Annotated in this window: 21 protein-coding genes; 9 read left to right on the top strand and 12 right to left on the bottom strand. The window is 65.6% G+C overall.

What is annotated here, in order from left to right; all coding sequences use genetic code 11:
- Positions 1–15: 15 nt before the first annotated feature.
- From GA0061099_RS13325 to GA0061099_RS13310, 4 genes are all read right to left on the bottom strand, one after another.
- Positions 16–228, bottom strand: a complete 213-nt coding sequence (locus GA0061099_RS13325; RefSeq protein ID WP_036028638.1) for a hypothetical protein — start codon at positions 226–228, stop codon at positions 16–18.
- A gap of 68 nt (positions 229–296) precedes the next feature.
- Positions 297–926 carry a uracil phosphoribosyltransferase gene (upp, locus tag GA0061099_RS13320; protein WP_036009715.1) on the bottom strand — a complete coding sequence of 210 codons (630 nt, stop codon included), beginning with the start codon at positions 924–926 and terminating at the stop codon, positions 297–299.
- 167 nt (positions 927–1,093) lie between these two features.
- The gene (locus GA0061099_RS13315; RefSeq protein WP_036028642.1) at positions 1,094–2,332 is read right to left on the bottom strand and encodes a URC4/urg3 family protein; all 1,239 of its coding nucleotides are present in this window, start codon (positions 2,330–2,332) and stop codon (positions 1,094–1,096) included.
- Positions 2,333–2,337: 5 nt separating this feature from the next.
- Positions 2,338–3,594: a GTP cyclohydrolase II gene (locus tag GA0061099_RS13310; RefSeq protein ID WP_036028644.1), complete on the bottom strand. Its 1,257-nt coding sequence runs from the start codon at positions 3,592–3,594 to the stop codon at positions 2,338–2,340.
- 348 nt (positions 3,595–3,942) lie between these two features.
- Between GA0061099_RS13310 and GA0061099_RS13305 the strand changes: the two genes are divergently transcribed.
- Positions 3,943–5,070 carry a threonine synthase gene (locus GA0061099_RS13305; RefSeq protein ID WP_036028646.1) on the top strand — a complete coding sequence of 376 codons (1,128 nt, stop codon included), beginning with the start codon at positions 3,943–3,945 and terminating at the stop codon, positions 5,068–5,070.
- An 8-nt stretch (positions 5,071–5,078) separates the two neighbouring features.
- On the opposite strand, the gene GA0061099_RS13300 is transcribed toward GA0061099_RS13305, so the two are convergent.
- Positions 5,079–6,641 carry a glycosyltransferase family 39 protein gene (locus GA0061099_RS13300; RefSeq protein ID WP_036028647.1) on the bottom strand — a complete coding sequence of 521 codons (1,563 nt, stop codon included), beginning with the start codon at positions 6,639–6,641 and terminating at the stop codon, positions 5,079–5,081.
- A gap of 192 nt (positions 6,642–6,833) precedes the next feature.
- Here GA0061099_RS13300 and GA0061099_RS13295 point away from each other — a divergent pair, with 192 nt between their 5' ends.
- The 4 genes from GA0061099_RS13295 to GA0061099_RS13280 all read left to right on the top strand — a co-directional run bounded on the left by GA0061099_RS13295 (position 6,834) and on the right by GA0061099_RS13280 (position 10,711).
- A complete protein-coding gene (locus tag GA0061099_RS13295; protein WP_141697588.1) occupies positions 6,834–8,561 on the top strand; it encodes an adenylate/guanylate cyclase domain-containing protein in 1,728 nt (575 codons plus the stop codon).
- 220 nt (positions 8,562–8,781) lie between these two features.
- Entirely contained in the window at positions 8,782–9,981 is a 1,200-nt protein-coding gene (sorA, locus tag GA0061099_RS13290) for a SorA family sulfite dehydrogenase catalytic subunit (RefSeq protein WP_036028656.1), read from the top strand.
- Between the two features lie 12 nt (positions 9,982–9,993).
- Complete coding sequence (gene sorB, locus GA0061099_RS13285; RefSeq protein WP_036028658.1) at positions 9,994–10,302, top strand: SorB family sulfite dehydrogenase c-type cytochrome subunit; 309 nt, start codon at positions 9,994–9,996, stop codon at positions 10,300–10,302.
- Positions 10,303–10,510: 208 nt separating this feature from the next.
- A complete protein-coding gene (locus GA0061099_RS13280; protein ID WP_008563500.1) occupies positions 10,511–10,711 on the top strand; it encodes a cold-shock protein in 201 nt (66 codons plus the stop codon).
- Positions 10,712–10,883: 172 nt separating this feature from the next.
- Here the strand turns inward: GA0061099_RS13280 and GA0061099_RS13275 are convergent, their stop codons facing one another.
- Positions 10,884–11,345, bottom strand: a complete 462-nt coding sequence (locus tag GA0061099_RS13275; RefSeq protein WP_036009699.1) for an Lrp/AsnC ligand binding domain-containing protein — start codon at positions 11,343–11,345, stop codon at positions 10,884–10,886.
- A 114-nt stretch (positions 11,346–11,459) separates the two neighbouring features.
- Here GA0061099_RS13275 and putA point away from each other — a divergent pair, with 114 nt between their 5' ends.
- From putA to GA0061099_RS13260, 3 genes are all read left to right on the top strand, one after another.
- Positions 11,460–14,459 (top strand): bifunctional proline dehydrogenase/L-glutamate gamma-semialdehyde dehydrogenase PutA, encoded by a 3,000-nt coding sequence (putA, locus tag GA0061099_RS13270; RefSeq protein ID WP_036028660.1) that lies wholly within the window; start codon positions 11,460–11,462, stop codon positions 14,457–14,459.
- Between the two features lie 115 nt (positions 14,460–14,574).
- Positions 14,575–15,780 (top strand): CaiB/BaiF CoA transferase family protein, encoded by a 1,206-nt coding sequence (locus tag GA0061099_RS13265; protein ID WP_036028662.1) that lies wholly within the window; start codon positions 14,575–14,577, stop codon positions 15,778–15,780.
- A gap of 164 nt (positions 15,781–15,944) precedes the next feature.
- Positions 15,945–16,592, top strand: coding sequence for a glutathione S-transferase family protein (locus tag GA0061099_RS13260; RefSeq protein ID WP_036009689.1), 648 nt, complete (start codon positions 15,945–15,947; stop codon positions 16,590–16,592).
- A 159-nt stretch (positions 16,593–16,751) separates the two neighbouring features.
- Here GA0061099_RS13260 and GA0061099_RS41105 read toward each other — a convergent pair whose 3' ends face one another.
- The 6 genes from GA0061099_RS41105 to GA0061099_RS13235 form a co-directional block, all read right to left on the bottom strand.
- Positions 16,752–16,916 (bottom strand): hypothetical protein, encoded by a 165-nt coding sequence (locus tag GA0061099_RS41105; RefSeq protein WP_167361650.1) that lies wholly within the window; start codon positions 16,914–16,916, stop codon positions 16,752–16,754.
- A gap of 79 nt (positions 16,917–16,995) precedes the next feature.
- Positions 16,996–18,534, bottom strand: a complete 1,539-nt coding sequence (locus tag GA0061099_RS13255) for a hypothetical protein (RefSeq protein ID WP_036028665.1) — start codon at positions 18,532–18,534, stop codon at positions 16,996–16,998.
- Positions 18,535–18,627: 93 nt separating this feature from the next.
- Positions 18,628–19,623, bottom strand: a complete 996-nt coding sequence (locus tag GA0061099_RS13250; RefSeq protein WP_036028667.1) for a hypothetical protein — start codon at positions 19,621–19,623, stop codon at positions 18,628–18,630.
- A 313-nt stretch (positions 19,624–19,936) separates the two neighbouring features.
- Positions 19,937–20,434, bottom strand: coding sequence for a TPM domain-containing protein (locus tag GA0061099_RS13245; protein ID WP_036009684.1), 498 nt, complete (start codon positions 20,432–20,434; stop codon positions 19,937–19,939).
- Between the two features lie 5 nt (positions 20,435–20,439).
- Positions 20,440–21,354 carry a TPM domain-containing protein gene (locus GA0061099_RS13240; protein ID WP_036009682.1) on the bottom strand — a complete coding sequence of 305 codons (915 nt, stop codon included), beginning with the start codon at positions 21,352–21,354 and terminating at the stop codon, positions 20,440–20,442.
- Positions 21,355–21,485: 131 nt separating this feature from the next.
- Entirely contained in the window at positions 21,486–22,094 is a 609-nt protein-coding gene (locus GA0061099_RS13235; RefSeq protein ID WP_036009681.1) for a LemA family protein, read from the bottom strand.
- A gap of 143 nt (positions 22,095–22,237) precedes the next feature.
- Here GA0061099_RS13235 and GA0061099_RS13230 point away from each other — a divergent pair, with 143 nt between their 5' ends.
- Positions 22,238–23,092, top strand: coding sequence for an enoyl-CoA hydratase (locus GA0061099_RS13230; RefSeq protein WP_036028670.1), 855 nt, complete (start codon positions 22,238–22,240; stop codon positions 23,090–23,092).
- The last annotated feature ends 1 nt before the right edge of the window (position 23,093 follow it).

The raw sequence follows: 23,093 nt of genomic DNA, 5'->3' as shown, positions 1-23,093 counted from the left end.
CCCGCTCCTGGCGCATCACTTCGCCGGCGCAGCCGGTGGATTCGATCCGGTGGTGACGTTCGGCGCCGTGTTCGGGTTCGAGGTCGTGGTCTGGGGACCGAACTCGCGACCATTGTAGAAGAAGACGGCCGCGACCACGGCGATCACGAAGATCGCGCCGACTGCCCAGCCCACCGGGCTGTTGCGGCGCGCTCTGTCGGCCCTGCGGTCCTCATTCTGATAGGTCATCGTTGCTCTCCATCGCAAAGCAGGAGAACCTCGCGCGGTGGAAGCTGTTCCTAAAACGCGCCCAGCACTTACCGCGTTCCGTAGGCGCGGTCGCCGGCATCGCCGAGGCCCGGCAGGATGAACCCGTTGTCGTCGAGCCCTTCATCCACCGCCGCCGTCCAGATCGGCACGTCCGGGTGCAATCCGCGCAGCCGTTCGAGCCCTTCCGGTGCGGCGATCAGGCAGGCGAGGCGGATGTCCCTGGCGCCGCGCTCCTTCAGCCGGTCGATGGCGGCGACGGCGGTGTTGGCGGTGGCGACCACCGGCGTCACCACGATGGCGAGGCGCTCGCTGAGGTCGGAGGGCGATTTGAAGAAGTACTCCACCGCGGCAAAGCTGTGCGGCTCGCGGTAGAGCCCGATATGGGCGACGCGCGCGGTCGGCACCAGATCCATCATGCCGTCGACGAAGGTGGTGCCGGCGCGCAGCATCGGCACGAATACCAGCTTCTTGCCGGCGATCTTGGCCGAATGCATCGTCGCCAGCGGCGTCTCGATCACGGTGTCGGTGAGCGGCAGGTCGCGCGTCACCTCGTAGCACAGCAGCATGCCGATCTCCTTGATCAGCTCGCGGAACGACTTGGTCGAGATGGACTTGTCCCGCACCAGCGTCAGCTTGTGCTGCACCAGCGGATGATCGACGATCGTGACGCCTTCCATGATGAGATGCTCTTGCTTTTCCCTTCTCCCCTTGTGGGAGAAGGTGGCGCGAAGCGCCGGATGAGGGGTATCTCTCCGCGAACTCCAACTGAGAGATGTGCCCGCGGCGACAACCCCTCACCCGGCTTCGCTTCGCGAAGCCACCCTCTCCCACAAGGGGAGAGGGTTTAAAACACCGTGCCGTCGCTGATCACCTTGAGCGGCGGCGATCCATCGGGACGGCGTGCAAATGCGATGGCGCGGCCCGCCGCCCACGTGCCGCCTTCGAGGATGCTCGCAAGCGGCAAGGTCCGAGGGGTGCGGCCGAGCTTGGCGCGAATGCGCTCCGCCAACCTGTCGAGCAATGCAATTGTCAGCGCGCGCCACTCCACGACGAGCAGCGAATCCACTTCATGCGCACGCGCGGCATCGGCGGCATCGCGCAGGCGCAGCACGTCATGATCGACGAACAGACCGCCGTTGCGGTATTCGGCGAGCCCGGTCAGGCCATCGATGTCGGTCACCTCAAAGCCGGCGCGCTGCAGCGGCTCGATCAGCGAATAGCTCAGCCATTGCGACAGCTTGTGCAGCGGCACGAGGCCTGCCGTGCCGTCGTCCGCCTTGATCGCCGGATGTCGCCAGCAATCGCCGAGCGGAATGCCGCCGAGTTCGAGTCGCGAGGGCCAGATCGATCCAAGCTGGTTCAGCACGGCCGACAGAATCGCGGGCGCGGCAATGGCGCCGCCACTCGCTTGCGCCGCGATATGATCGAACAGCCCGCCCGGCCGCGGCGTATCGTGCAGGCCGAACACGTCCGCACGCTCCGAGACCTGCCTGCCCAGACGCCGCAGCAGGTCGGTGCGTCCCTCCAGGCCGAGCAGCGGATTGGCCTCGGTCACCTGAAAGGCGGAGGTGAGTGAGCCAAGAGGCAGTCTTTCAAGCACCTCCGCATCGGCCCTGAACGGCGCACGCGCATCGCGCGAAAACAGCCCGCTCGCGAACATGTCGAGGCTCGCGATCGCGAGCCCTTCCGATCGCCCTACGTCTGCTCCCGTCACGCTGTCGCGATAGCGCCAAGCTGCGCCGGCGCCGGCATCGAGCAGCACGCTGACGATGGCGAGGTCGAACTCGGCGCGCGCTTGCGCCGCGCGATCCGGCCAGGACGCAGCATCGGCAAGCCGGGCCCAGCGGTCGACGCCGCCGAGCACGAAGTGCCGCCAGCGCGCATGGAAGGGAATGTCAAGCGTCGGATAGGCTTTACGGGTCACCGCGAGCACGGCATCGGCAACGCCATCGATGCGGTCGAGATCGACCGTGAAATGGGTGAGCCCGCCGGCAAGGCCGAGCTCGAGCATCTGCCCGGCGCGCGCGCGCACCGCCTTTGCGGTGAGCAGCGCGCGTGCCTGCGATTCCAAAGCGTCCGCCATCGCGATCAGTATTTTTCCAGCGAACGCCCGACCACGCCGTTCACGTCCTTTTCCGGTGCGATGTCGGTCGAGTAGTAGCCCGCGGCCTTCTTGGCGGCGATCTCGACATGGGCGTCGGCGGGAATCAGCTCCAGCGGGATCGGCACACGCTCGACGATGTCGATGCCTTGCGAGGTCAACGCGTCGTATTTCATGTCGCTCATCGACAGGAAGCGGTCGATGCGCTTGAGGCCGAGCCAATGGATCGTATCCGGCATCAATTGCTGGAAGCGCGCGTCCTGGACGCCAGCCACGCATTCGGTGCGCTCGAAATAAGCGGCGGCCGCATCGCCGTCCTCCTGCCGCTTGCGCGCATTGTAGACCAGGAATTTGGTGACCTCGCCGAGCGCGCGGCCTTCTTTGCGGTTGTAGACGACGAGCCCGAGCCCGCCCTCCTGCGCGCCGCGCGCGGATTCCTCGATGCCGTGGATCAGATAGGGCCGGCAGGTGCAGATGTCGGAGCCGAACACATCGGATCCGTTGCACTCGTCATGCACGCGGCAGGTGATCCTGGTGCGATGGTCCGGCAGTTTCGTCACGTCGCCGAACAGGTAGACCGTGGTGCCGCCGATCGGCGGCAGGAACACCTTCATGTCCGGGCGCGTCACCAGCTCCGGGAACATGCCGGCGGTCTGCTCGAACAGCGTGCGCCGCAGCTCGGTCTCGCCGGTGCCGAAGCGCGCCGCAAGGCCCGGCAGGTACCACACCGGATCGATCGCGATCTTCACCACCGATACGCTGCCACTGGCGTGCACGACCTCGCCATCGGCGCGCAGCCGCTTTGCGGCGAGCGCATCGCGAATCTCCGGCAGGTCGAGCCGCGCCCGCGTCACCGCGATGCTCGGGCGGATGTCCGCGCCCTCGGCGATCTCCTGGCGAAAATTCTCGGCGACCAGATGCCCCCAGGGATCGAGCGCGACGATTTTTGTGGGATCGGTCCATTGCTCGAACGGACCGATGGTGGCGGCCGGAAAGGTATTGGTGAGGTCAGGACGCCTGATCGGGTCCAGCGCCCCGGCGGAGACCGCGAGCGCGCGGTACATCGCGTAGGACCCGCCATGGCTGCCGATCACGTTGCGATCCCCGGCGCGCGACACCGTACCGATGATCGGCCCGCGCGCGCGCGCATCAGCGGCGCCCCAATGGATGGGAAAGGCGGCCTTCCTGCCCGGCTCCGGATGGGAGGTCAGGCGGATGTGGTCGGTACGGTTGGCACGGCTCATGTCCAGGCTCCCAAAAAAGCCAACGGCCCGCCGCTCGGACGGGCCTGCTCACTTGCGACGCCGAACCGGCGGCGCAAGCTCAATCCAACATATTGTAGCGACCGGCGACGACAGACAAGTTAATCGTGGCAGGGCGCAGGGGCCGTTCGGGGCCAAATTCCCGTCATCGAGAGGGCCGTCAGGCCGTCGCATCCGATGCCAGCGCGCCCATCGCGCTTGCCGCTCGGCCTGCGAGGCCAGTTTAAGGAATTGAAATAGTTCCATTTTTCGTGTTTTCAAGGTGTTGCTTCGTTTCGTGCGGTGGGCTTCAAGTTCGGCGCACCGCGCTGCCCTGCCTTGGAGACTGCTATGCCTGCCGCCAGCTACATCGATCCCCGCAACGGAAAGCTCTATCCCTTGGACCAGCCGCGCTGGTGCTCGGACGAGCGCACGCCGCTGCTGGTGACGCCGGGGGCGGGTATCTCACGCGAGGACATCGATGGCCGGACGCGCTCGCTGTGGCGCTATCGGGCGGCGCTGCCGGTCGAGATCGAGAACCCGATCACGCTCGGCGAGGGCTGCACGCCGCTGGTCCAGCAGGACTGGGGCGCGCTGCGCCCGCTGTTCAAGCTCGAATGGTTCAACCCGACAGGCAGCTTCAAGGACCGCGGCTCGGCGGTGATGCTGTCGTTCCTGCGACAGATCAGTGTCGACGCCATTCTGGAGGATTCCTCCGGCAACGGCGGCTCATCCATGGCGGGGCTGGGTGCGGCCGGCGGCATGCGCGTCAAGATTCTGGCGCCGGCCTCGACGTCGCCGGCCAAGATCGCGCAGGTGCGCGCCTACGGCGCGACCGTGCAGCTCGTGGAGGGCCCGCGCGAGGAATCCGAGGCCGAGGCCATCCGGCAGTCGAGCCAGACCTTCTACGCCAGCCACAATTGGCAGCCGTTCTTCCTCGAAGGCACCAAGTCGCTGGCCTACGAGATCTGGGAAGATCTGGGATTCCGCGCGCCCGACAACGTCATCATTCCCGTCGGCGCCGGCAGCAGTCTGCTGGGTTGCGCCTTCGGCTTCCGCGAGCTGATGAAGGCCGGGCAGATCTCGAAGCTGCCGCGCCTGTTCGCGGCGCAGCCGCTCAATTGCTCGCCGATCGATGCAAGCTTCAAGGCCGGTGTCGATACGCCGGTCGCGCGCGAGGTGAGCAAGACCGTTGCCGAGGGCACCGCGATCAAGACTCCCCTCCGCCTGCGTGAGATCATCGCCGCCCTGCGCGAGAGCGGCGGCGCCACCATCGCGCTCACCGAGGACGAGATCGTCGCCGCCCTGCGCCGCCTCGCGCGCCAGGGCCTGTTTGCCGAGCCGACCAGCGCCAGCGCGGCTGCGGCGCTCGACAAGCTCGCCGCAACCGGCGCCATCAATGCGAACGAGACAACGGTCGCCGTTCTCACCGGCACCGGCCTCAAGGCCGCAACCACCGTCGCCGACCTCGTGCAGTAGTCTCGCGCTTACCCTCCCGCTCCAGGCTCCTGGAGAGGCTTGGAGAGAGAACGCGAGCGCCCGCCGGCGTCCGCCAGCACCTTCCACTGGAACAGCGGCGAGTCCTTTGGCGGCGAGAGCTGCGGGGTCCAGCCGGTGAGCTTTTCGATCATATAGGTGTCCGTCACGACGCCGCGCCAGCGGCGTTCGACCGTGGCGAGTTGCTCGCGCTGCGCCGGAATGTGCTCCCACAGTGATGCGCGGTTGTCCGGCTCGCGCCCGACATAGATGCCGGCATGGCCCTTGATCCTGTCCATGCCGGGATCGCGGAAGTCCTGGAAGCGGCCGCGCTCGTTGAGCTCGATCACGGGCACGCGGCCCCGGAACAGCCAGCGCATCATGGCGTAGGTGCGGTAGTCCGTGGTTGCGATCCAGGTCGCGCCTGTTGCGTCGAGGGCGGCTTGGGCCTGCGCGGCGATCTGGTCGTAGCCGGCCTCGGCGCCGATCGGGTCGATCTTGCCGAGCAGATTCCAGGGCGCGGCAACGTAGTAGAGGAACACGATGATGACGAAGGCGATGCCTGAGACGATCGCTGTCCTGGCCCAGAACAGCGAGGACCTCAGCATCCGGGCGGACCATCCCTCTTTCCTCATCGTGACGAGATTGACCGCGGTGGCGGCAAAACCGACTGGCCACATGAACATCGGCCAGGTGTCGCCGACGCGCAGCGTCAGCGACTTGAAGAGGAAGTAGGCGAACGGCACCAGCACCGCCGTCGACAAAAGGATCGCGACCGGCTCGCGCGTGCGATAGCCGCGCCACGCCGTCAGCACCAGGCCCGTCAGCACCACCGGCAGCAAGACGAAGCCGACCAGGCCGAATTGCAGGCCGATGTAATCGCCGATCGTACGCAGCGAGACGCCGTAATTGGCGGTGGCGCGCACGCCCTGGAAACGGAACGAGGCCCAGTCGTGCTGCACGTTCCAGATCAGCACCGGCGAGAACACCGCTATCGCGACCAGGACGGCGAGATAGGGGTACGGACTGCGCAGCCAGCGCCAGCGCCAATCCGGCACCAGCAGAAAGGCGGCAACGGCCGGCGCGAACATGATCACAGTAAATTTCGACAGCATCGCCAGGCCCGCGAACAGACCGGCCGCCAGCCACCAGCGGCCGTCGCCGCTTTGCGCCAGCCGCACCAGCGACCACATCATCGCGACCGCGAACGGGATCATCGCGACGTCGGGCGCGACCTTTGCCATCAACAGGCCGTAATAAAGCGCGGCCTCCGGCATCAGCACCGCGAACACGATCGCGCGCGCATCATGGGTGAGGCGGCGGACGATGTCGGCGAGCAGCAACTGCGTCACCAGCATCGCGACGATGCCGCCGAAGCGGACGCCGAGATTGGTGTCGCCGAAGATCGCGGTTCCGAAGCGGATCAGCCAGGCGATGCCGGGCGGATGATCGAGGAAGCTGAGCGCAGCCTCCTTCGACCAGGTCCAGTAATAGGCTTCATCGGTACGCAGCTCGATGGCCGAGGCATAGACGATGCGGAGCAGCGTCATCGCGGCGATGATCGCTGCGGCCATGAGGATCAGACGCCGTTCGGCGCCGGCTGGCTTCGCAGAGATGTCGGGAGCGATCGTCACGGCGGCGCTTTTCCCCGACTTGGAAGGGGGAGTCAATGTGGGGCCGTCGTCCCTGTGATCCTGCTGGCTGTCCATATCGGAAATTAAAGGTTACGCTGGCTGGTCTCCTCCAGGACCTGACACAACCGAATCATGGCCACCGCTCCCACACAGATGTCAGTCGTCCGCGCCGCCGGGGTGCGGCAGGTGCGACTCGTTTGCGGCATCATCCTGTTCGCCTTTGTGGTCAGTCATTTCCTCAACCACGCGCTCGGCAACATCTCGGTCGATGCCATGGAGACCGGGGTCTACTACCACACGCTGTTCTGGCAGTTCCTCCCGGTCGCGATCGTGTTCTACACGGCCGCCCTCACCCATATGGGCCTCGGCGTCTACGCGCTGTATCAGCGCCGCCAGTTCCGCTGGCGAACGATCGAGCCGCTCCAGCTCGTGCTCGGCTTGAGCATCCCCGTCCTCGTCATGGGCCATGTCATCGGCGTGCGGCTCGCGCAGACGCTGTACGGACACGAGAAGCTGTATCCGCAGGAGCTCTATTTGTTCTTCGTCGCGGCGCCGGGCCTGCTCTGGCAGATGACGATCCTGCTTCTCATCGCCTGGGTGCACGGCTGCATCGGCGTCTATTTCTGGCTTCGGCTGAAGCCGTTCTTCACACGCGCGGCGCCCTATCTGCTCGCGGCCGCCGTGCTGATCCCGACGCTATCGCTGCTCGGCATCTACCAGGGCGGCCGCAGCGTCGCCGCCGACAGTGACGACGGCGAATGGCGTAAGCAGCATCTCACCCGCAGCAAGGTCGGCACGGTTGCGGAAGGCAACACGCTCGAGCGCATCGCGGGCGGTCTCACCATGGGCTATTTCGGTCTGTTGGGACTGGTGCTGGCGGCGCGCGGCGTGCGCGCCCTGCGCGAACGGCGCGGCGGCATGATCGCGCTGTCCTACGGCAACGGCAAGACGGTGCGGGTCCCCAAGGGCCTGTCGGTGCTGGAGGCGAGCCTGCGCCACAACGTGCCGCACGCCAGCGTCTGCGGCGGCCGCGCCCGCTGCTCGACCTGCCGCATCCGTATCATCGGCGATCATGATGCCCTGCCCACTCCGTCGCAGCGCGAGGCTTTCGTGCTCACCCGCGTCGGCACCGCCGATCCCTCGATCAGATTGGCCTGTCAGCTGCGTCCGACCTCCGATCTCTCGTTCTTCCAGCTCTTCGCAGCTCACACGCATGCAACGGACGGAGCCTCGACATCGGCCAGTATCGGCCAGGAGCGCTATCTCGTCAGCCTGTTCGTGGACATGCGCGGCTCGACGCAGCTGGCCGAGAAGCGCCTGCCTTTCGACACGGTCTTCATCGTCAACCGCTTCCTCGGCGCGGTGTCGCAAGCGGTGATCGAGAACGGCGGCCAGCCGAACCAGTTCGTCGGCGACGGCATGCTGGCGCTGTTTGGCCTCGCGGCCGACCCGCAAACCGCCTGCCGGCAGGCGATGAAGGCCGCCGCGGGAATCGCTGCGCATATCGATGAGCTCAACGATCTCCTGAGCCACGATCTGCGCCAGCCGATCCGCTTCGGCATCGGCATCCACGGCGGCGAGGTCATCATCGGCGACATCGGCTATCGCGATCACATCGTCTTCACCGCGCTCGGCGATGCCGTCAACGTCGCCGTCCGCCTGCAGGACATGACCAAGACGCTGGCCTGCGAGGCCGTCGTCTCGGACGAAGTCCGCCGTACCGCTGATATTGCCGACGATGCGCTGCCGCAGCAGGAGGTCGCCATCCGCGGCCGCGACCAGCCGCTCGCAGTGCGCGTGGTGGCGAATGCGAGGGAGCTGGCGGCGCTGGTCGATCGCAGCAAGCGCGTGGCGGCGTGATTCTTTACCTCTCCCCGTAAGAACGGGGCGAGGGAGCGCACCGTCGTCGCGGCCTACTGCTCGTCAATCTCGTTACGAGCACAACACCGGCCTGCTGCAACGCAGCGGCATGGGCTTGCTGCGAAAGCGCGAATTGACTTCACGCAAATGGTTGCGACAGATGAGCGCAGGATCGTGCTGATGACCGCCGATCCAACGAGAAGCTCCGGGAGGAGAAAGAATGTTCGATCGACGCGACCTGCTCAAGGGAGCAGGCCTTGCCGCCATGGCGGCCACACTGAATTCCACCAAGGCGCTGGCCCTCGACACGGTGACCCTGCCCTTCGCCAATGGCGAACGGCCGCTGGTGAAATATCCGCAGAAGCGGCCGATGATCGGCCTGACCAGCCGGCCGCCGCAGCTCGAGACCCCGTTTGCGGTGTTCAACGACGGCCCGATCACGCCGAACAACGCGTTCTTCGTGCGCTACCACCTCTCCGACCTACCCTACGATCTCAACCCCGACAAGTTCACGCTGGAGGTCAAGGGCAACGTCGACAAGCCGCTGAAATTGTCGCTGAAGGACATCCGCAAGATGAAGGCGACGGAGATCGTCGCCGTCAACCAGTGCTCCGGCAACAGCCGCGGCTTCTTCGAGCCGCGCGTCGCCGGCGGTCAGCTCGCCAACGGCGCGATGGGTTGCGCGCGCTGGCGCGGCGTGCCGCTGAAGAACGTGCTGGAGATGGCCGGCGTGCACAGCGGCGCCAGGCAGGTCACCTTCAACGGCATGGACGGACCGGTCAACGACAAGACGCCGGATTTCATCAAGGCACTCGACATCGATCACGCCACCGACGGCGAGGTGATGCTGGCCTATGGCATGAACGGCGAGGACCTGCCGTTCCTCAACGGCTTTCCGCTGCGCCTGATCGTGCCCGGCTATTTCGGCACCTACTGGGTCAAGCACCTCAACGAGATCACCGTCATCGACGACGTTTATGACGGCTTCTGGATGAAGTCGGCCTACCGCATCCCCGACACGCCGAACAATGCGGTCGAGCCGGGCACCGCGCCAAAGGCGACGATCCCGATCAACCGCTTCACCATCCGCTCCTTCATCACCAGCGTCCCCGATGGCGCCAAGCTGAAGGCGGGAGCCGTGACCCTGCGCGGCATCGCGTTCGATGGCGGCAAGGGCATCAAGCAGGTCGAGGTCTCCACCGACGGCGGCAAGACCTGGGTCGGCGCCAAGCTCGGCAAGGACCTCGGCAAGTACGCCTTCCGCGAATGGAAGCTGCCGGTGAAGCTCGCGGCCGGCAGCCACGAGCTCAAGGTCCGCGCCACCGGCAATGGCGGCGAGACCCAGCCGGACATGCCGCGCTGGAACCCGGCGGGTTACTTGCGCAACGTCGTCGAAACCATTCGCGTCAGCGTGGCCTGAAGGAGACTGATCATGCAGCGCATCGTTCTCCTCGCCATCACGCTCGCCGTCACCGCATTGATGGGCTCGTCACTTGCAGCGCCCGTCAATTACAAGACCCCCGACGAGGTCGCCGCCTTCAAGCCCGGTCCCAATCTCGAGGTCGTGCAGGGCAATTGCAGCGCCTGCCATTCGTCCGACTACGTCGCCACGCAGCCGCCGATGAAGGACAAGAGGGCGTTCTGGCAAGCCGAGGTGACCAAGATGATCAAGGTCTATGGCGCACCGATCGACGATGCCGATGTCGGCAAGATCGTCGATTATCTGACCGCGACCTACTGAGGGATGGCATCACGCGCTCCTGCCATTTGACCGCGAAACGGGCAGAACCGGCAAAAACGCCGCGAAGTTGAGCGGAATTCGGCGAAATGGCGATGTGGTTTGAGCTACCAAGCCTGCCACATTCCGCGTATCCTGTTAGGACCGAACCGGCCGGTTGGCGGGGACTGGCGGTTCGAGATCTCGGAGGAAGACCCGCGGAGAAGTCGTGATGGCTAAAGGTACGGTCAAGTGGTTCAACCCGACGAAGGGTTATGGATTTATCCAGCCTGCGTCGGGTGGCAAGGATGTGTTCGTGCATATCTCGGCAGTGCAGAAGGCCGGTCTGTCGACCCTCAACGAGGGACAGACGGTGGAATACGAAGAGATCGCAAACCGGGGCAAGACCTCCGCGGAAAACCTCAAAGTATAAGCCCGCGCCAGCCTTTGCTGCCTCCCGGATTTGTCCGGGAGCGGGCCAAGAAAATTTAAGAAGACGGCCGGTGCATTCGACGACAGGCGTTGCGATTGCACAAGGATAGCTATTTTTTCCTTGCGAAGACCGCTCATCGAACCACAGCAATGACAATCGCGACTGCACTTCGCTAACCCACCGGCAGCGGTGCGTCGCGCTTGATCTCCTCCATCACCGCATAAGTTCGCGTCTCGCGCACGCCCGGCATCGACAGCAGGGTCTCGCCGAGAAAGCGTCGATAGGCGGTCATGTCTGCAAGCCGCGCCTTCACAAGATAGTCGAAGCCGCCGGCAACCATGTGACACTCCAGCACTTCAGGGGCGAGCCTCACGGCTCGGGCGAACCGCTCGAAATTGTCGGGCGTGGTCTTGTCGAGCAGCACCTCGACGAACACCAGGAGCCCAAGGCCGAGCCGGTGCGGGTTGAGCCGCGCGCCATAGCCTTCGACAAAGCCCTCGCGCTGCAGGCGCTTCAACCGCTCGCCGATCGAGGTCGGCGACAGCCCGATGCGCTCGGCGAGCTCGACATTGGCGATGCGCCCATCCTCCTGCAGGATCGAGAGGATTTTCCGGTCTGTTCGATCGAGTTCCATATCTTATCCGGCCAAATGGCTAATCCTCTTCATTTTCTAAGGCAAACCGGCTAAATTGTCTATCGAACTACGGTCACGCGGGCCTTATCCTGGATTTCAGCCACAGGACACGCCATGCCGAACATCCCGCCCCCCTTCTCCGCGCCTTACGCCCCCGATGATTCCGAGATCGCCGCAAAGGTTCTGCCGGCCTCGCATCTCATCCCGGCACGGGAGGCCCGGATCGACCGCCTCGCGACGCGGCTGATCGAGGCGATCCGCAAGCGCGACGACCGGCTCGGCGGGGTCGAGGACATGCTGCGGGAGTTCGCGCTCTCGACCAAGGAGGGGCTGGCGCTGATGGTGCTGGCCGAGGCGCTGCTGCGCGTGCCCGATGCGCGCACGGCCGACCAGTTCATCGAGGACAAGCTCGGCGAGGGCGATTTCATCCATCACGAGACCAAGTCCACCGCGTTCCTGGTCAACGCCTCGGCCTGGGCGCTCGGCCTGTCGGCGCGGGTGATCCAGCCCGGCGAGACGCCCGACGGCACCATCGGCCGGCTGGTGAAGCGGCTCGGCGCACCGGCGGTGCGCACCGCGACGCGCCAGGCGATGCGGTTGATGGGCAACCATTTCGTGTTAGGGGAGACCATCGAGCAGGCGCTGGAGCGGGCTCGGCCGCGCTCGGGCCAGAAGCCGCGCTATTCCTTCGACATGCTCGGCGAAGGCGCGCGCACGGCCGCCGATGCCAAGCGCTATTTCGACGCCTATGCCAGCGCGATTGACACGATCGGCAAGGCTTCGGGCAACCATCCCCTGCCCGACCGGCCCGGCATCTCGGTCAAGCTTTCGGCGCTGCATCCGCGTTTCGAGGCGATCAGCCGCGGCCGCGTGATGGCCGAGCTGGTGCCGCTATTGCTGGACCTTGCGCAGCGCGCCAAGACGCATGACCTCAACTTCACCGTCGATGCCGAGGAAGCCGACCGGCTGGAGCTGTCGCTCGACGTGATCGCGGCGACGCTCGCCGATCCCTCGCTTTCCGGCTGGGACGGATTTGGCCTCGCGATCCAGGCCTATCAGAAGCGCGCCAGCGCGGTGATCGACTATGTCGATGAACTCGCCCGCGCGCATGACCGCAAGCTGATGGTGCGCCTCGTCAAGGGCGCCTATTGGGACACCGAGATCAAGCGCGCGCAGGAGCGCGGGCTCGACGGCTATCCCGTGTTCACGCGCAAGGCGATGACCGATCTGAACTTCGTCGCCTGCGCGACGAAGCTTCTCGCCTTGCGGCCGCGCATCTTCCCGCAATTCGCCACCCACAACGCGCTGACGGTCGCGACCGTGCTGGAGCTCGCAGCAGATGGCGGCGGCTTCGAGTTCCAGCGCCTGCATGGCATGGGCGAAGCGCTCTACGAGCAACTCGCAAAGGATCATCCTGACATCGCCTATCGCACCTATGCGCCGGTCGGCAGCCATCGCGACCTGCTCGCCTATCTGGTGCGGCGCCTGTTGGAGAACGGCGCCAACTCGTCCTTCGTGGCGCAGGCGGCCGATTATCGCGTGCCTGTCACGGCGCTGCTGCAGCGCCCGGCGAATGCCATCGGCCAGGCATTGCAGGCACCTCATGCCAAGATTCCGTTGCCGGCAGATCTGTTCGCGCCGGAGCGGCGCAATTCGCGCGGCGTCGAATTCGGTGAGCGTGCCGCCCTCGACCAGCTGCTGACGGACGTGAAGGCCGCGGCGGCCGACCTCAAGCCTGTCGCTGACGCAACACGGGATCAGGCCAACGCGGCGGTGACGACTGCGCGCGCCGGCTTTACTGCCTGGAGCCGGACACCTGCAGGCACACGCGCGGCGGCGCTGGAGCAGGCCGCGCATCTTCTGGAAACCCGCGGCGCCCGTTTCATCGCGCTGCTGCAAGCCGAGGGCGGCAAGACGCTCGACGACGCTCTGTCCGAGCTGCGCGAAGCCGCCGACTTCTGCCGCTACTATGCCGCGCAGGGCCGCAAGCTGTTCGGAAACGATGCCGCCATGCCCGGCCCGACCGGCGAGAGCAATGTGCTTAGCCTGCGCGGCCGCGGCGTGTTCGTCGCGATCTCGCCGTGGAATTTTCCGCTCGCAATCTTCCTTGGCCAGGTGACCGCGGCGCTGATGGCCGGCAATAGCGTGGTGGCGAAACCCGCCGAGCAGACGCCGCGCCTCGCGCGCGAGGCCGTAGCCCTGCTGCACGAGGCCGGCATCCCCAGAAGCGCGCTGCATCTCGTCACCGGCGACGGCCGCATCGGCGGCGTCCTCACCGCGCATCCTGATGTCGCCGGAGTAGTCTTCACCGGCTCGACCGACGTCGCGCGCCAGATCAACCGGACGCTGGCCGCCAAGGACGGGCCGATCGTGCCGCTGATCGCGGAGACCGGCGGCATCAATGCCATGATCGCGGATGCGACCGCACTGCCCGAGCAGGTCGCCGACGACGTCGTGACCTCTGCGTTCCGCTCCGCAGGCCAGCGCTGCTCGGCCTTGCGGCTCCTGTTCGCGCAGGAGGATGTCGCCGACCGCATGGTCGAGATGATCGCGGGCGCCGCGCGCGAACTGAAGATCGGCGATCCCGCGGATGTCGCGACCCATGTCGGTCCGGTGATCGATGAGGAGGCCAAGCAGCGCCTCGATGCGCATATCGCGCGGATGAAGCGCGAGGCGCGGCTGCATTTTGCGGGCACCGCGCCGGACGGCTGCTTCGTCGCGCCGCATATCTTCGAGCTCAAGGAGGCCGGTCAGCTCACCGAAGAGGTGTTCGGCCCGATCCTGCATGTCGTGCGCTATCGCGCGGAGAACCTCGAACGTGTATTGCAATCGATTGCGCGCACCGGCTACGGGCTCACCCTCGGCATCCATTCGCGCATCGACGACACCATCGAGGCCATCGTCGACCGCGTCCAGGTCGGCAACATCTACGTGAACCGCAACATGATCGGCGCCGTGGTCGGCGTGCAGCCGTTCGGCAGCAGCGGCCTGTCCGGAACCGGCCCCAAGGCCGGCGGCCCGCACTACCTCGCGCGCTTTGCCACCGAGCAGACCGTGACGATCAACACGGCTGCGGCCGGCGGCAATGCCGCATTGCTTGCGGGGGAGGAGTGAGGCCCTGCGCCAGGTGCCGTTGCATCCCGGCAAAACATCGGTCTAATGCTCTCATCACGCGCCCGCGCCAATTCCAGCGCGCGGGAAACGACTGAAGCGAGGGAGCGACGCCGCGATGGAGAAGGGCATTTTTGCAGGCCTGAAGGTGCTGGACTGCGCGAGCTTCATCGCAGCGCCCGCGGCCGCGACCGTGCTGTCGGATTTCGGCGCCGACGTCATCAAGATCGAGCCGCCCGGCACTGGCGACCCCTATCGCAACCTGCCGAACCTGCCGGGCTATCCCTCAGGCGAGCACAATTTCGCCTGGCTCTTGGAGGCGCGCAACAAGAAGAGCATCGCGCTCGACCTGTCGAAGCCGGAAGCGCAGGCCGTGCTCTACAGACTGGTGGAGGAGGCCGACGTCTTCATCACCAACATGCCGCCGCCGGTGCGCACCAAGCTTGGCATCACCTATGACCACCTCGCCCATCTCAACGACCGGCTGATCTACGCCTCCTTCACCGGCTATGGCGAGAAGGGCGAGGAAGCCAACAAGCCCGGCTTCGACAGCAACGCCTATTGGGCGCGGTCCGGCCTGATGGATCTCGTCCGCGCCGACACCGACACCACGCCGGCGCGCTCGGTCGCGGGCATGGGCGACCACCCTTGCGCCATGGCATTCTACGGCGCGATCGTCACCGCGCTGTATCAGCGCGAGAAGACCGGCAAGGGCTCGCATGTCGCGTCCAACCTGATGGCGAACGGGGTGTGGGCGGCGAGCGTGCTGGCGCAGGCCAAGCTCTGCGGCGCCAAGTTCGGCGAGCGGCGCCCGCGCGAGCGCGCGCTTAACGCGGTGGCCAATCATTACCAGTGCAAGGACGGCCGCTGGCTGATCCTGTCGCTGCTGAACGAAGAGAAGCAGTTTCCGACGCTGGCCAAGTGCCTGGGCCGCGAGGATCTGATCAACGATCCCCGCTTCGCCACCAAGGCCGACCGTCACGCCCGCTCGGTCGAGCTGATCAGGATCCTGGACGAGACCTTCGCCACCAGGGATCTCGCCGAATGGCGGAGAATCCTCGACGGTAACGGCCTCGTGTTCGGCGTCGTCGCCATCCTGGACGACATCCCCAACGACAAGCAGATGCTCGACAACGAGGTGCTGGTGCCGTTCGAGAACGACACCATGCTGACCATCAACAGCCCGATCTGGATCGACGGCGCCAAGAAGGTGCAGCCGCGCAAGCCGCCAGCCGTCGGCGAGCACAGTGACGAGATTTTGCGCGGGGCGGGATTTGACGAGGCGGCGATCAAGGCGCTGCGGGGGTCGGGGGCTGTGGGGTAAGGCCGAGTCGGTTGCTCCGAACACCGTCATTGCGAGGAGCCCTTGCGACGAAGCAATCCAGACTGTCTCCGCGGAAAGATTCTGGATTGCTTCGCTGCGCTCGCAATGACGATGCCGGACTATCTCGCTATAACAATCGGCAACACACAGTGCCGCGAGGTCCCATGCCCAGCTACCGCCTGCACTACTTCCCCGAATCCGGCAACAGCTACAAGCTGGCGCTGATGCTGACGCTCTGCGGCGAGACGTTTGAGCCGGTCTGGACCGATTTTGCCGGCGGCGTCACGCGCACGGCGGAATGGCGCAAGGCCGTCAACGAGATGGGCGAGATTCCCGTGCTCGAGATCGACGGCGTGAAGATGACGCAGACCGCGCCGCTGCTGCTGAAACTGGCCGAGCAATACGGCCGTTTCGGCGCCGAGACGGAGGACGAGAAGTTCGAGCTGCTGCGCTGGCTGTTCTGGGACAACCACAAGCTCACCGGCTACATGGCGACCTACCGCTTCATGCGCGCCTTCACCGAGAAGAACGATCCGCAGGTGCTGAAGCATTTTCGCCGGCGGCTCGAAGACTTTCTCGGTATCCTCGACGGCCATCTCCAGCACAATGCATTCGCGATCGGCGCAAGGCCGACGGTCGCGGACATCTCGATGATGGCCTATCTGCATTATCCCAGCGACGAGCATGGCTTCGATTTCGCATCGAGCCATCCCGCCATCCACGCCTGGCTCGGCCGCATGGCCGCGCTGCCGGGCTGGAAGCAGGCCTACGAGCTGCTGCCGGGAAAACGGATGACGAACTACGCGACGTGAGGACTCTCTCTTCTCCCTCTCCCCGTTCTTACGGGGAGAGGGTTGGGTGAGGGGCTTCTCTCCACATGTGAGTTCGTCGAGGGACCTGTACCCCCTCACCCGAATTCGATCTGCGATCGAATTCGACCTCTCCCCGCAAGCGGGGAGAGGTAAGCAAGCTCACCTCAGCGACAGCCAGCCCAGCGTGAACAGAATTCCGCCGATGATGACGGCCACCGCGACGGCCCAGATGCTGACGCGGGCGCTGCCGGTGACCTGCTTGACTTCCTCGTTCCGCGCGATCTCGCGATTGCGCGCCTTGTTGGCGTTGCCGGTATCCGTCATGGGTCATCCAAATCGCTTGAGACTTTATCTTGCGCGTGATCCTTCGGAAAACCGCTCCACACTTTTCCTGGATCACGCGCTAACGCGTCTTGATGAAGCACATGCCGATGCGGCGCGAGGCCGCGGCGGCCTGGCAGGTCAGACCGCTAGCACAGCTCCATGACGTAAAACTCCTGTCCGGCGTTCCCGATCCCGGATCTTGCAGGGAACAATGCGCGCCCCAGCCGTCCTGATATTCGCTGCCGTCCAGCTCGCTGCTGCCGCGGGTCTGCGGCCGGCTGGCAAATCCGCGTGAGAAATCAGGGGTTTTTCCGGCCGCGAACGCGGTCAGGATGTCGCGGCGGCGGAGCTGGTCGCCGAAGAAGTGCGGCGAGGCCGCCACGATGGCGGCATTCGACGGTCTGTCCGCAAGCCAATCGACGCCCGGGAAATGGAAGCCGCCGATGCCACGGGTCTGGTGACAGCCGGTGCAGGTGACGTCGTTGAGCCGGCGCTGGAAGCCTGCGACCGAACGGACGTTCTGCATGTCGAGGCCGCGTGCCGCCGCCCGCTTCAGCGCGCCGACCACGTCATTGTCGGTGAAGACGGGATCGCCTTTGCCCTCCCCCTGCATCATGCCGAACTCCGGCTGCAACGCCGAGGCGTCGAGGCCGGCGGGGGTCGGCACAATTGCGGCCCTGGCCAGGAATTTCTCGGGGATCAACACCGTGCCGCGATCGAATTCACGCAAGTTCTCGGGCGCGAGCAGCCAGGCCTTGAAGTCGCGCCGCAGCGCATCGTCAGCAAGAATGCGATCGCGGTCGATCTGGTTCTCCAGCGTCGATTCCACGAATGTCCTGGTGGCGGCATTGTACTTGAACACCTTGAGAAGATAGTCGGAGCGGAAATCGTGCAGCGCCGATTTCGGCGCGACCGAGACCTGGATGTTGGTCTCGATGCTGTCGAGCATGGCGTCGTCAGGCGGAGCGCGACCGCCGATCAAGCCCTGCCAGTCGCCATTGTCGAGCCAGCGCCGCGCGATCTCGGCGCAGCTGATCGGCTTGCCGTTCGCATCCGTCTGGCGCCCATCGCGCGCCTTCATCACGAGGTTGAATGTCATCGGCAGGCGCGTTACGGTCTTGCCGCCATCCGGCCCGCTGTCGAAGCGCGCCAGACGATAGATCAGCCGGATCTCGCCACAGGATTCTTCCGAGACATAGGCACGGTCCATGCGATTGACGATGCCGGCCAGAACGAACCGCGCCTCGCGCGATTTCAGATTGGCCCGATCGAACAATTGCGCGTCAAAACCCTCGCCGACGCCGATGGTCTCGCCCGGATAGGTCGCCCTGAACCATGCGATATAGCGGTCGAATTCCGCATCGATCGCGGGCAGAATGTCTTTCAGCTGCGGCCGCGAGGCGAACATCGGCTCGGTCGTGAGCGGGACGTCCGAATTCCGCTCCGGCGACAAAAGACGCGAGATCGTCAGCGTGTTGTTCTGGTCGAGCTTGCGCAGGAGATCGGGATCGGTAATCGCGGTGCCGCGCGTCAGCGCGGCATTCTCCGCTGCGAACAGCGAAACCACACCGCCCAGCAATGCGGCGGCAGCAACGAGAATTCGCAAGGCGCGGCCCATGCCTGAGGTAACACCGCGCAGGGACACCTATTCAAGCAAAAAGGCGCCTCACATCGCAGTGAAGCGCCTCTTCGAAAGTCGGATATCGGACGCTCAGCGTCCGGTGATCAGCCCCCTCGAGGTGACGACCACCCAGCGGCCATCCTGGCGGCGGATCGCATCGACACGGCCGACGCCGGGGATGGGGTCGCCGGGATAGACCTCGTAGAGGCCGTCGCGGCCCTCGATCAGCGCGCCGCCATTGCCGGCGCTGCGCAGCCGCCAGCCTTCGATCGTCGGCAGACGCCCAACTTCGGTCTTGGGAGCTGCGGGCGCCGGGACCGGTGCGGCCGCCGCGGTCGCGACCTGCGTCGGCGCGATCGAGCCGGTGGTCTCCTTGGGCACCGCTGCAGCGGCCTGCGCAGGCGCGGCGGGCGGCGTGGCGCGGAGCTTGTCGACGGCCTCGGACAGCTTTGCGATCCTGGCCAGCGGCTCGGCCTGCGCCTTTTCGAGCTTGTCCAGGCGGTCGTTGGCCCGGTTGAACTGGGTGAGGCCGGTCTTCGAGCTCTGCTCGACATTGGCCTTCAGGGCGACGAGGTCGGCGTCGATCCGCGCCACGGACGCATCCAGCGCGCTGGTATCGGCGACCTGGACCGGACCCGGGGCGGGTGCGGCGAAACGCATCATGCCGGCGGTCGCAAGCGCGCCGCTGATCGCGCCGACGCTGGCGGCAATCGCCACCACCGCGGCCATCGCCGACAGCCGGCGCTTGCTGCCGGACTCGCGCGGCTCGTCGGCCTTCCCATGCGGGGCGAACTCCTCGCGCTCCCAGGCGCGGTCGGCGGGCGGCATGACGATGAGCTTGCCGTGCTTCGGCTCGGGCTTGGCCTCAGCTTTGGCGTCAGTCTTGGCGTCAGTCTTGGCCTCAAACTTCGGCACTTCGATCCGCGGCGGCTCAATCTTCGGGGCGTCCGCCTTGACCGGATCGGGCTTGGGCGGCGCTTCGTGGTCGGGGGCGATCGAGGGGGCCTCGATACCCGCGGCAGCCTCGATGGCCTGCGGCGCTGCCGCGTCGATGGCAGCGGAATCCTGGGCAGCCTGCTCGGGCATTGGTTCGCTCACGGCTCAAATACTCCAGTCTCGGTTGACCTTTTGGTAACTTTCATTGCTTGCGAAATCCTTACCTCGGGACCCGCTTACCGAAATTTTAGGAATTCATCCGGGGCCGAATTGGGCCGGGAAAGTGGAACCGGTGTGGCGGGCGTGAAACAGTTCGTAATCGGGGGAAGATGAACGGGGGCGGAATGGCCCCCATGGCGTCATTGCGAGCGCAACTCCGCGGAGGCAGTCTGGATTGCTTCGTCGCAAGGGCTCCTCGCAATGACGGAGCGCGCCGCGCGCGCTCCGATCAAATCACTATCCGTCACATCACGACGGGAGCATCCGGCAGCTCGTTCGCATGCGGCCCTTGCTTAGGAAAATGCTTTGCCATTTCGCGCGAGACGGCCTCGATGCCACTGATCACGCCGCGTTCGAACCGGCCCGATCTGAACTCGGCCTCTATCGCGCGGCAGATCGTCTCCCAACCCTCCGCGCCGACCTTCGCGTCGATGCCGCGATCGGCGATGATCTCGACGTCGCGGTCCGCGAGCAGGAGATAGATCAGAACGCCATTGTTGTGGGCGGTGTCCCAGACACGCAGATGCGAGAACACGTCGAGCGCGCGCTCGCGGGCCGGCTGGTTGCGGAACAGCGGGCCGCCGTCGAGCGCCCCTTCGACGACGAAGCGGACCTGGCCGGAATGGGTGGCTTCGCCGCGCTTGATCGCCTGCTCGATGCGGTCGAGCACCGCTTGCGGAAAGATCTGCTTCGCCCGCCAGTGATGCTGCACGAGATGTCGGGCAATGCGCTTGATGCTCATGATCGCTACCAGCTCCCCGAGGCGCCGCCGCCGCCAAAACTGCCGCCGCCGCCGCTGAAGCCGCCGCTACTCGACGATCCGCTACTCCATCCGCCGGAGGAGCCGCTCGACCACGAGCCGCCGCGCGAGCGGCCCGTGCCCGGCGTGATCGCCGAAAACAGATCGGCGATGAATCCGACGATGAAGCCGAGGATGCCGACAGCCGCCGCGAGCGCCGCGGAGCCGAGAATGAGCCAGGTTACCGCTGCGATGATGCCCCCGGTCACCAATGATCCGAGCAGCCGCCCCAGGATGGCGCGGAAGAACCCGCCGACGCCGATCGAGGCAAACAGCGCCACCGCAAACACCGGCGCCAGATCATCCAGACTATTGTGGGCGAAGTTGACGCTGCGCGAGGGTGACGGCAGCGGCTCGCCGTCGATCACCCGCAACATGCGGTCCACGCCTGCGCTGATGCCCGCGGCGAAATCGCCACTCCTGAACTTGGGGGTGATCGCCTCGTCGATGATGCGCCGAGAGGTGACGTCGGTGAGCACGCCTTCGAGACCGTAGCCGACCTCGATGCGCAAATGCCGGTCGTTCTTGGCGACGACGAGAATCGCGCCGTCGTCGACCTTCTTGCGACCGATCTTCCAGGCCTCCGCGACGCGAATCGAGAATTGCTCGATCGTCTCCGGCTGCGTGGTCGCGACGATCAGGACAGCGATCTGGCTGCCCTTGCGGTTTTCGAAGTCGCGCAGCTTTTGCGTGAGCGTGGCGATGTCGCTGCTGGAGAGCGTGCCGGTCTGATCGACGACACGGCCGGTGAGCTGGGGGACGGCGACGTCGGCATGGGAGGGGAAGGCAAAGGTGAGGAGGAGGGCGATGGCGAACACAAAAGAGGCGATCGCTCGATGCGCCCACCAAATCCTCGCTGTCATCGCCCGGCTTGACCGGGCGATCCAGTATTCCAGAGACGCCCGTGGGATGCGGAGAGGCTGCGGCGTACTGGATTCCCCGCCTTCGCGGGGAATGACAGCGGAGTGTGGGGCGCGCATTCGAAACGACGCGCTTACTTCGACGGCGCCGGCGCCGCGTTAAAGTCCACCTTCGGCGCGGTCGAGATCGCCTTCTCGTTCTCGACAGAGAAGTTCGGCTTCTCCTTGTAGCCGAACGCCATCGCGGTGAGATTGGTCGGGAACGAGCGGACGGTGACGTTATAATCCTGCACCGCCTTGATGTAGCGGTTGCGCGCCACCGTGATGCGGTTCTCGGTGCCCTCGAGCTGCGACATCAAATCCTTGAACAGGGCATCGGACTTCAGCTGCGGATAGTTCTCGGTGACGACCAGGAGGCGCGACAGCGCGCTGGAGAGCTCGCTCTGCGCGGCCTGGAATTTCTGGAACGCGGCGGGATCGTTCAGCACCTCCGGCGTCGCCTGAATGCTGCCGACCTTGGCGCGTGCATTGGTGACGCCGAGCAGCACGTCCTTCTCCTGCTGGGCAAAGCCCTTCACCGAGTTGACGAGATTGGGCACGAGATCGGCGCGGCGCTGATACTGGTTCACGACCTCGGACCAATTGCCCTTGATCTGCTCGTCCTCGCTCTGGATCGCGTTGTAGCCGCAATTGGTCAGGCTCAGCGAGGCCAGGGCGGCCAGCACGGTCAGGATCTTGCGCATTAAATTTCTCCCGGTGGAATCCGGCGCAAACTATCAGATTGCGCGCCTGAGAAAAGCAGCAGGCTGACGCAAGCCTCTTGCCTCGCACCGGCCGACATAGTCAACTCCGGCAAAACAAGAGCGGAAACACCAGGGGGAACGCGATGTCCTCGTTCGAGACCATCCTCGTGGAACGGCCTGAGCCGGCGATCGTCCGTGTCGTGATGAACCGGCCCGAGGCGCGCAACGCGCAGAACCTGCAAATGACCTACGACCTCAACGCCGCCTTCGACGCGGCGGTGCAGGACGATGCGGTCAAGGTGATCATTCTCGCCGGGAACGGCCCGCACTTCTCCTCCGGCCACGACCTGCGCCCCGGAGACAAGAATACCGCAGGGGTCGATTTCCCGCCGATTGGAAATTGGGGCGGTTTCGCCGAGCCGAACGCCCATGGCCGGTTCGCCCGCGAGCAGGAGATTTATCTCCAGATCACCCGGCGCTGGCGCAATCTGGCAAAGCCCACCATTGCCGAGGTGCATGGCAAGTGCATCGCCGGCGGCTTGATGCTGGCCTGGGCCTGCGATCTCATCGTCGCCAGCGACGATGCGCAGTTCTGCGATCCCGTCGTCACCATGGGCGTGTGCGGCGTCGAATGGTTCGTGCATCCTTGGGAGCTGGGGCCACGCAAGGCCAAGGAGTTCCTGTTCACCGCCGACAGCTGGAGCGCGCAGGAGGCGCACCAGCTCGGCATGGTCAACCAAATCGTGCCGCGCGCCGAGCTGTCGTCGCGCGTGCTGGAGCTGGCGCGAAGGATCGCGACAAAACCGTCCTTCGCGCTGAAGCTGACCAAGGAGGCGGTCAACCGCTCGGTCGACGTCATGGGCCAGCCGGCCGCGATCGACCAGGCCTTCGCGCTGCATCAGCTCTGCCACGCGCACAATCTCCAGGAGTTCGGCATGATCGTCGATCCATCCGGCCTGCATCCCTCCGTGCGCAAGCCGCCGGCCGCCGCGGAGTAGA

It is taken from the genome of Bradyrhizobium yuanmingense, assembly GCF_900094575.1.
Classification (GTDB): domain Bacteria; phylum Pseudomonadota; class Alphaproteobacteria; order Rhizobiales; family Xanthobacteraceae; genus Bradyrhizobium; species Bradyrhizobium yuanmingense.
The sequence above is the reverse complement of the archived record's forward strand: the minus strand, read 5'-3'. Positions and strand labels throughout refer to the sequence as shown.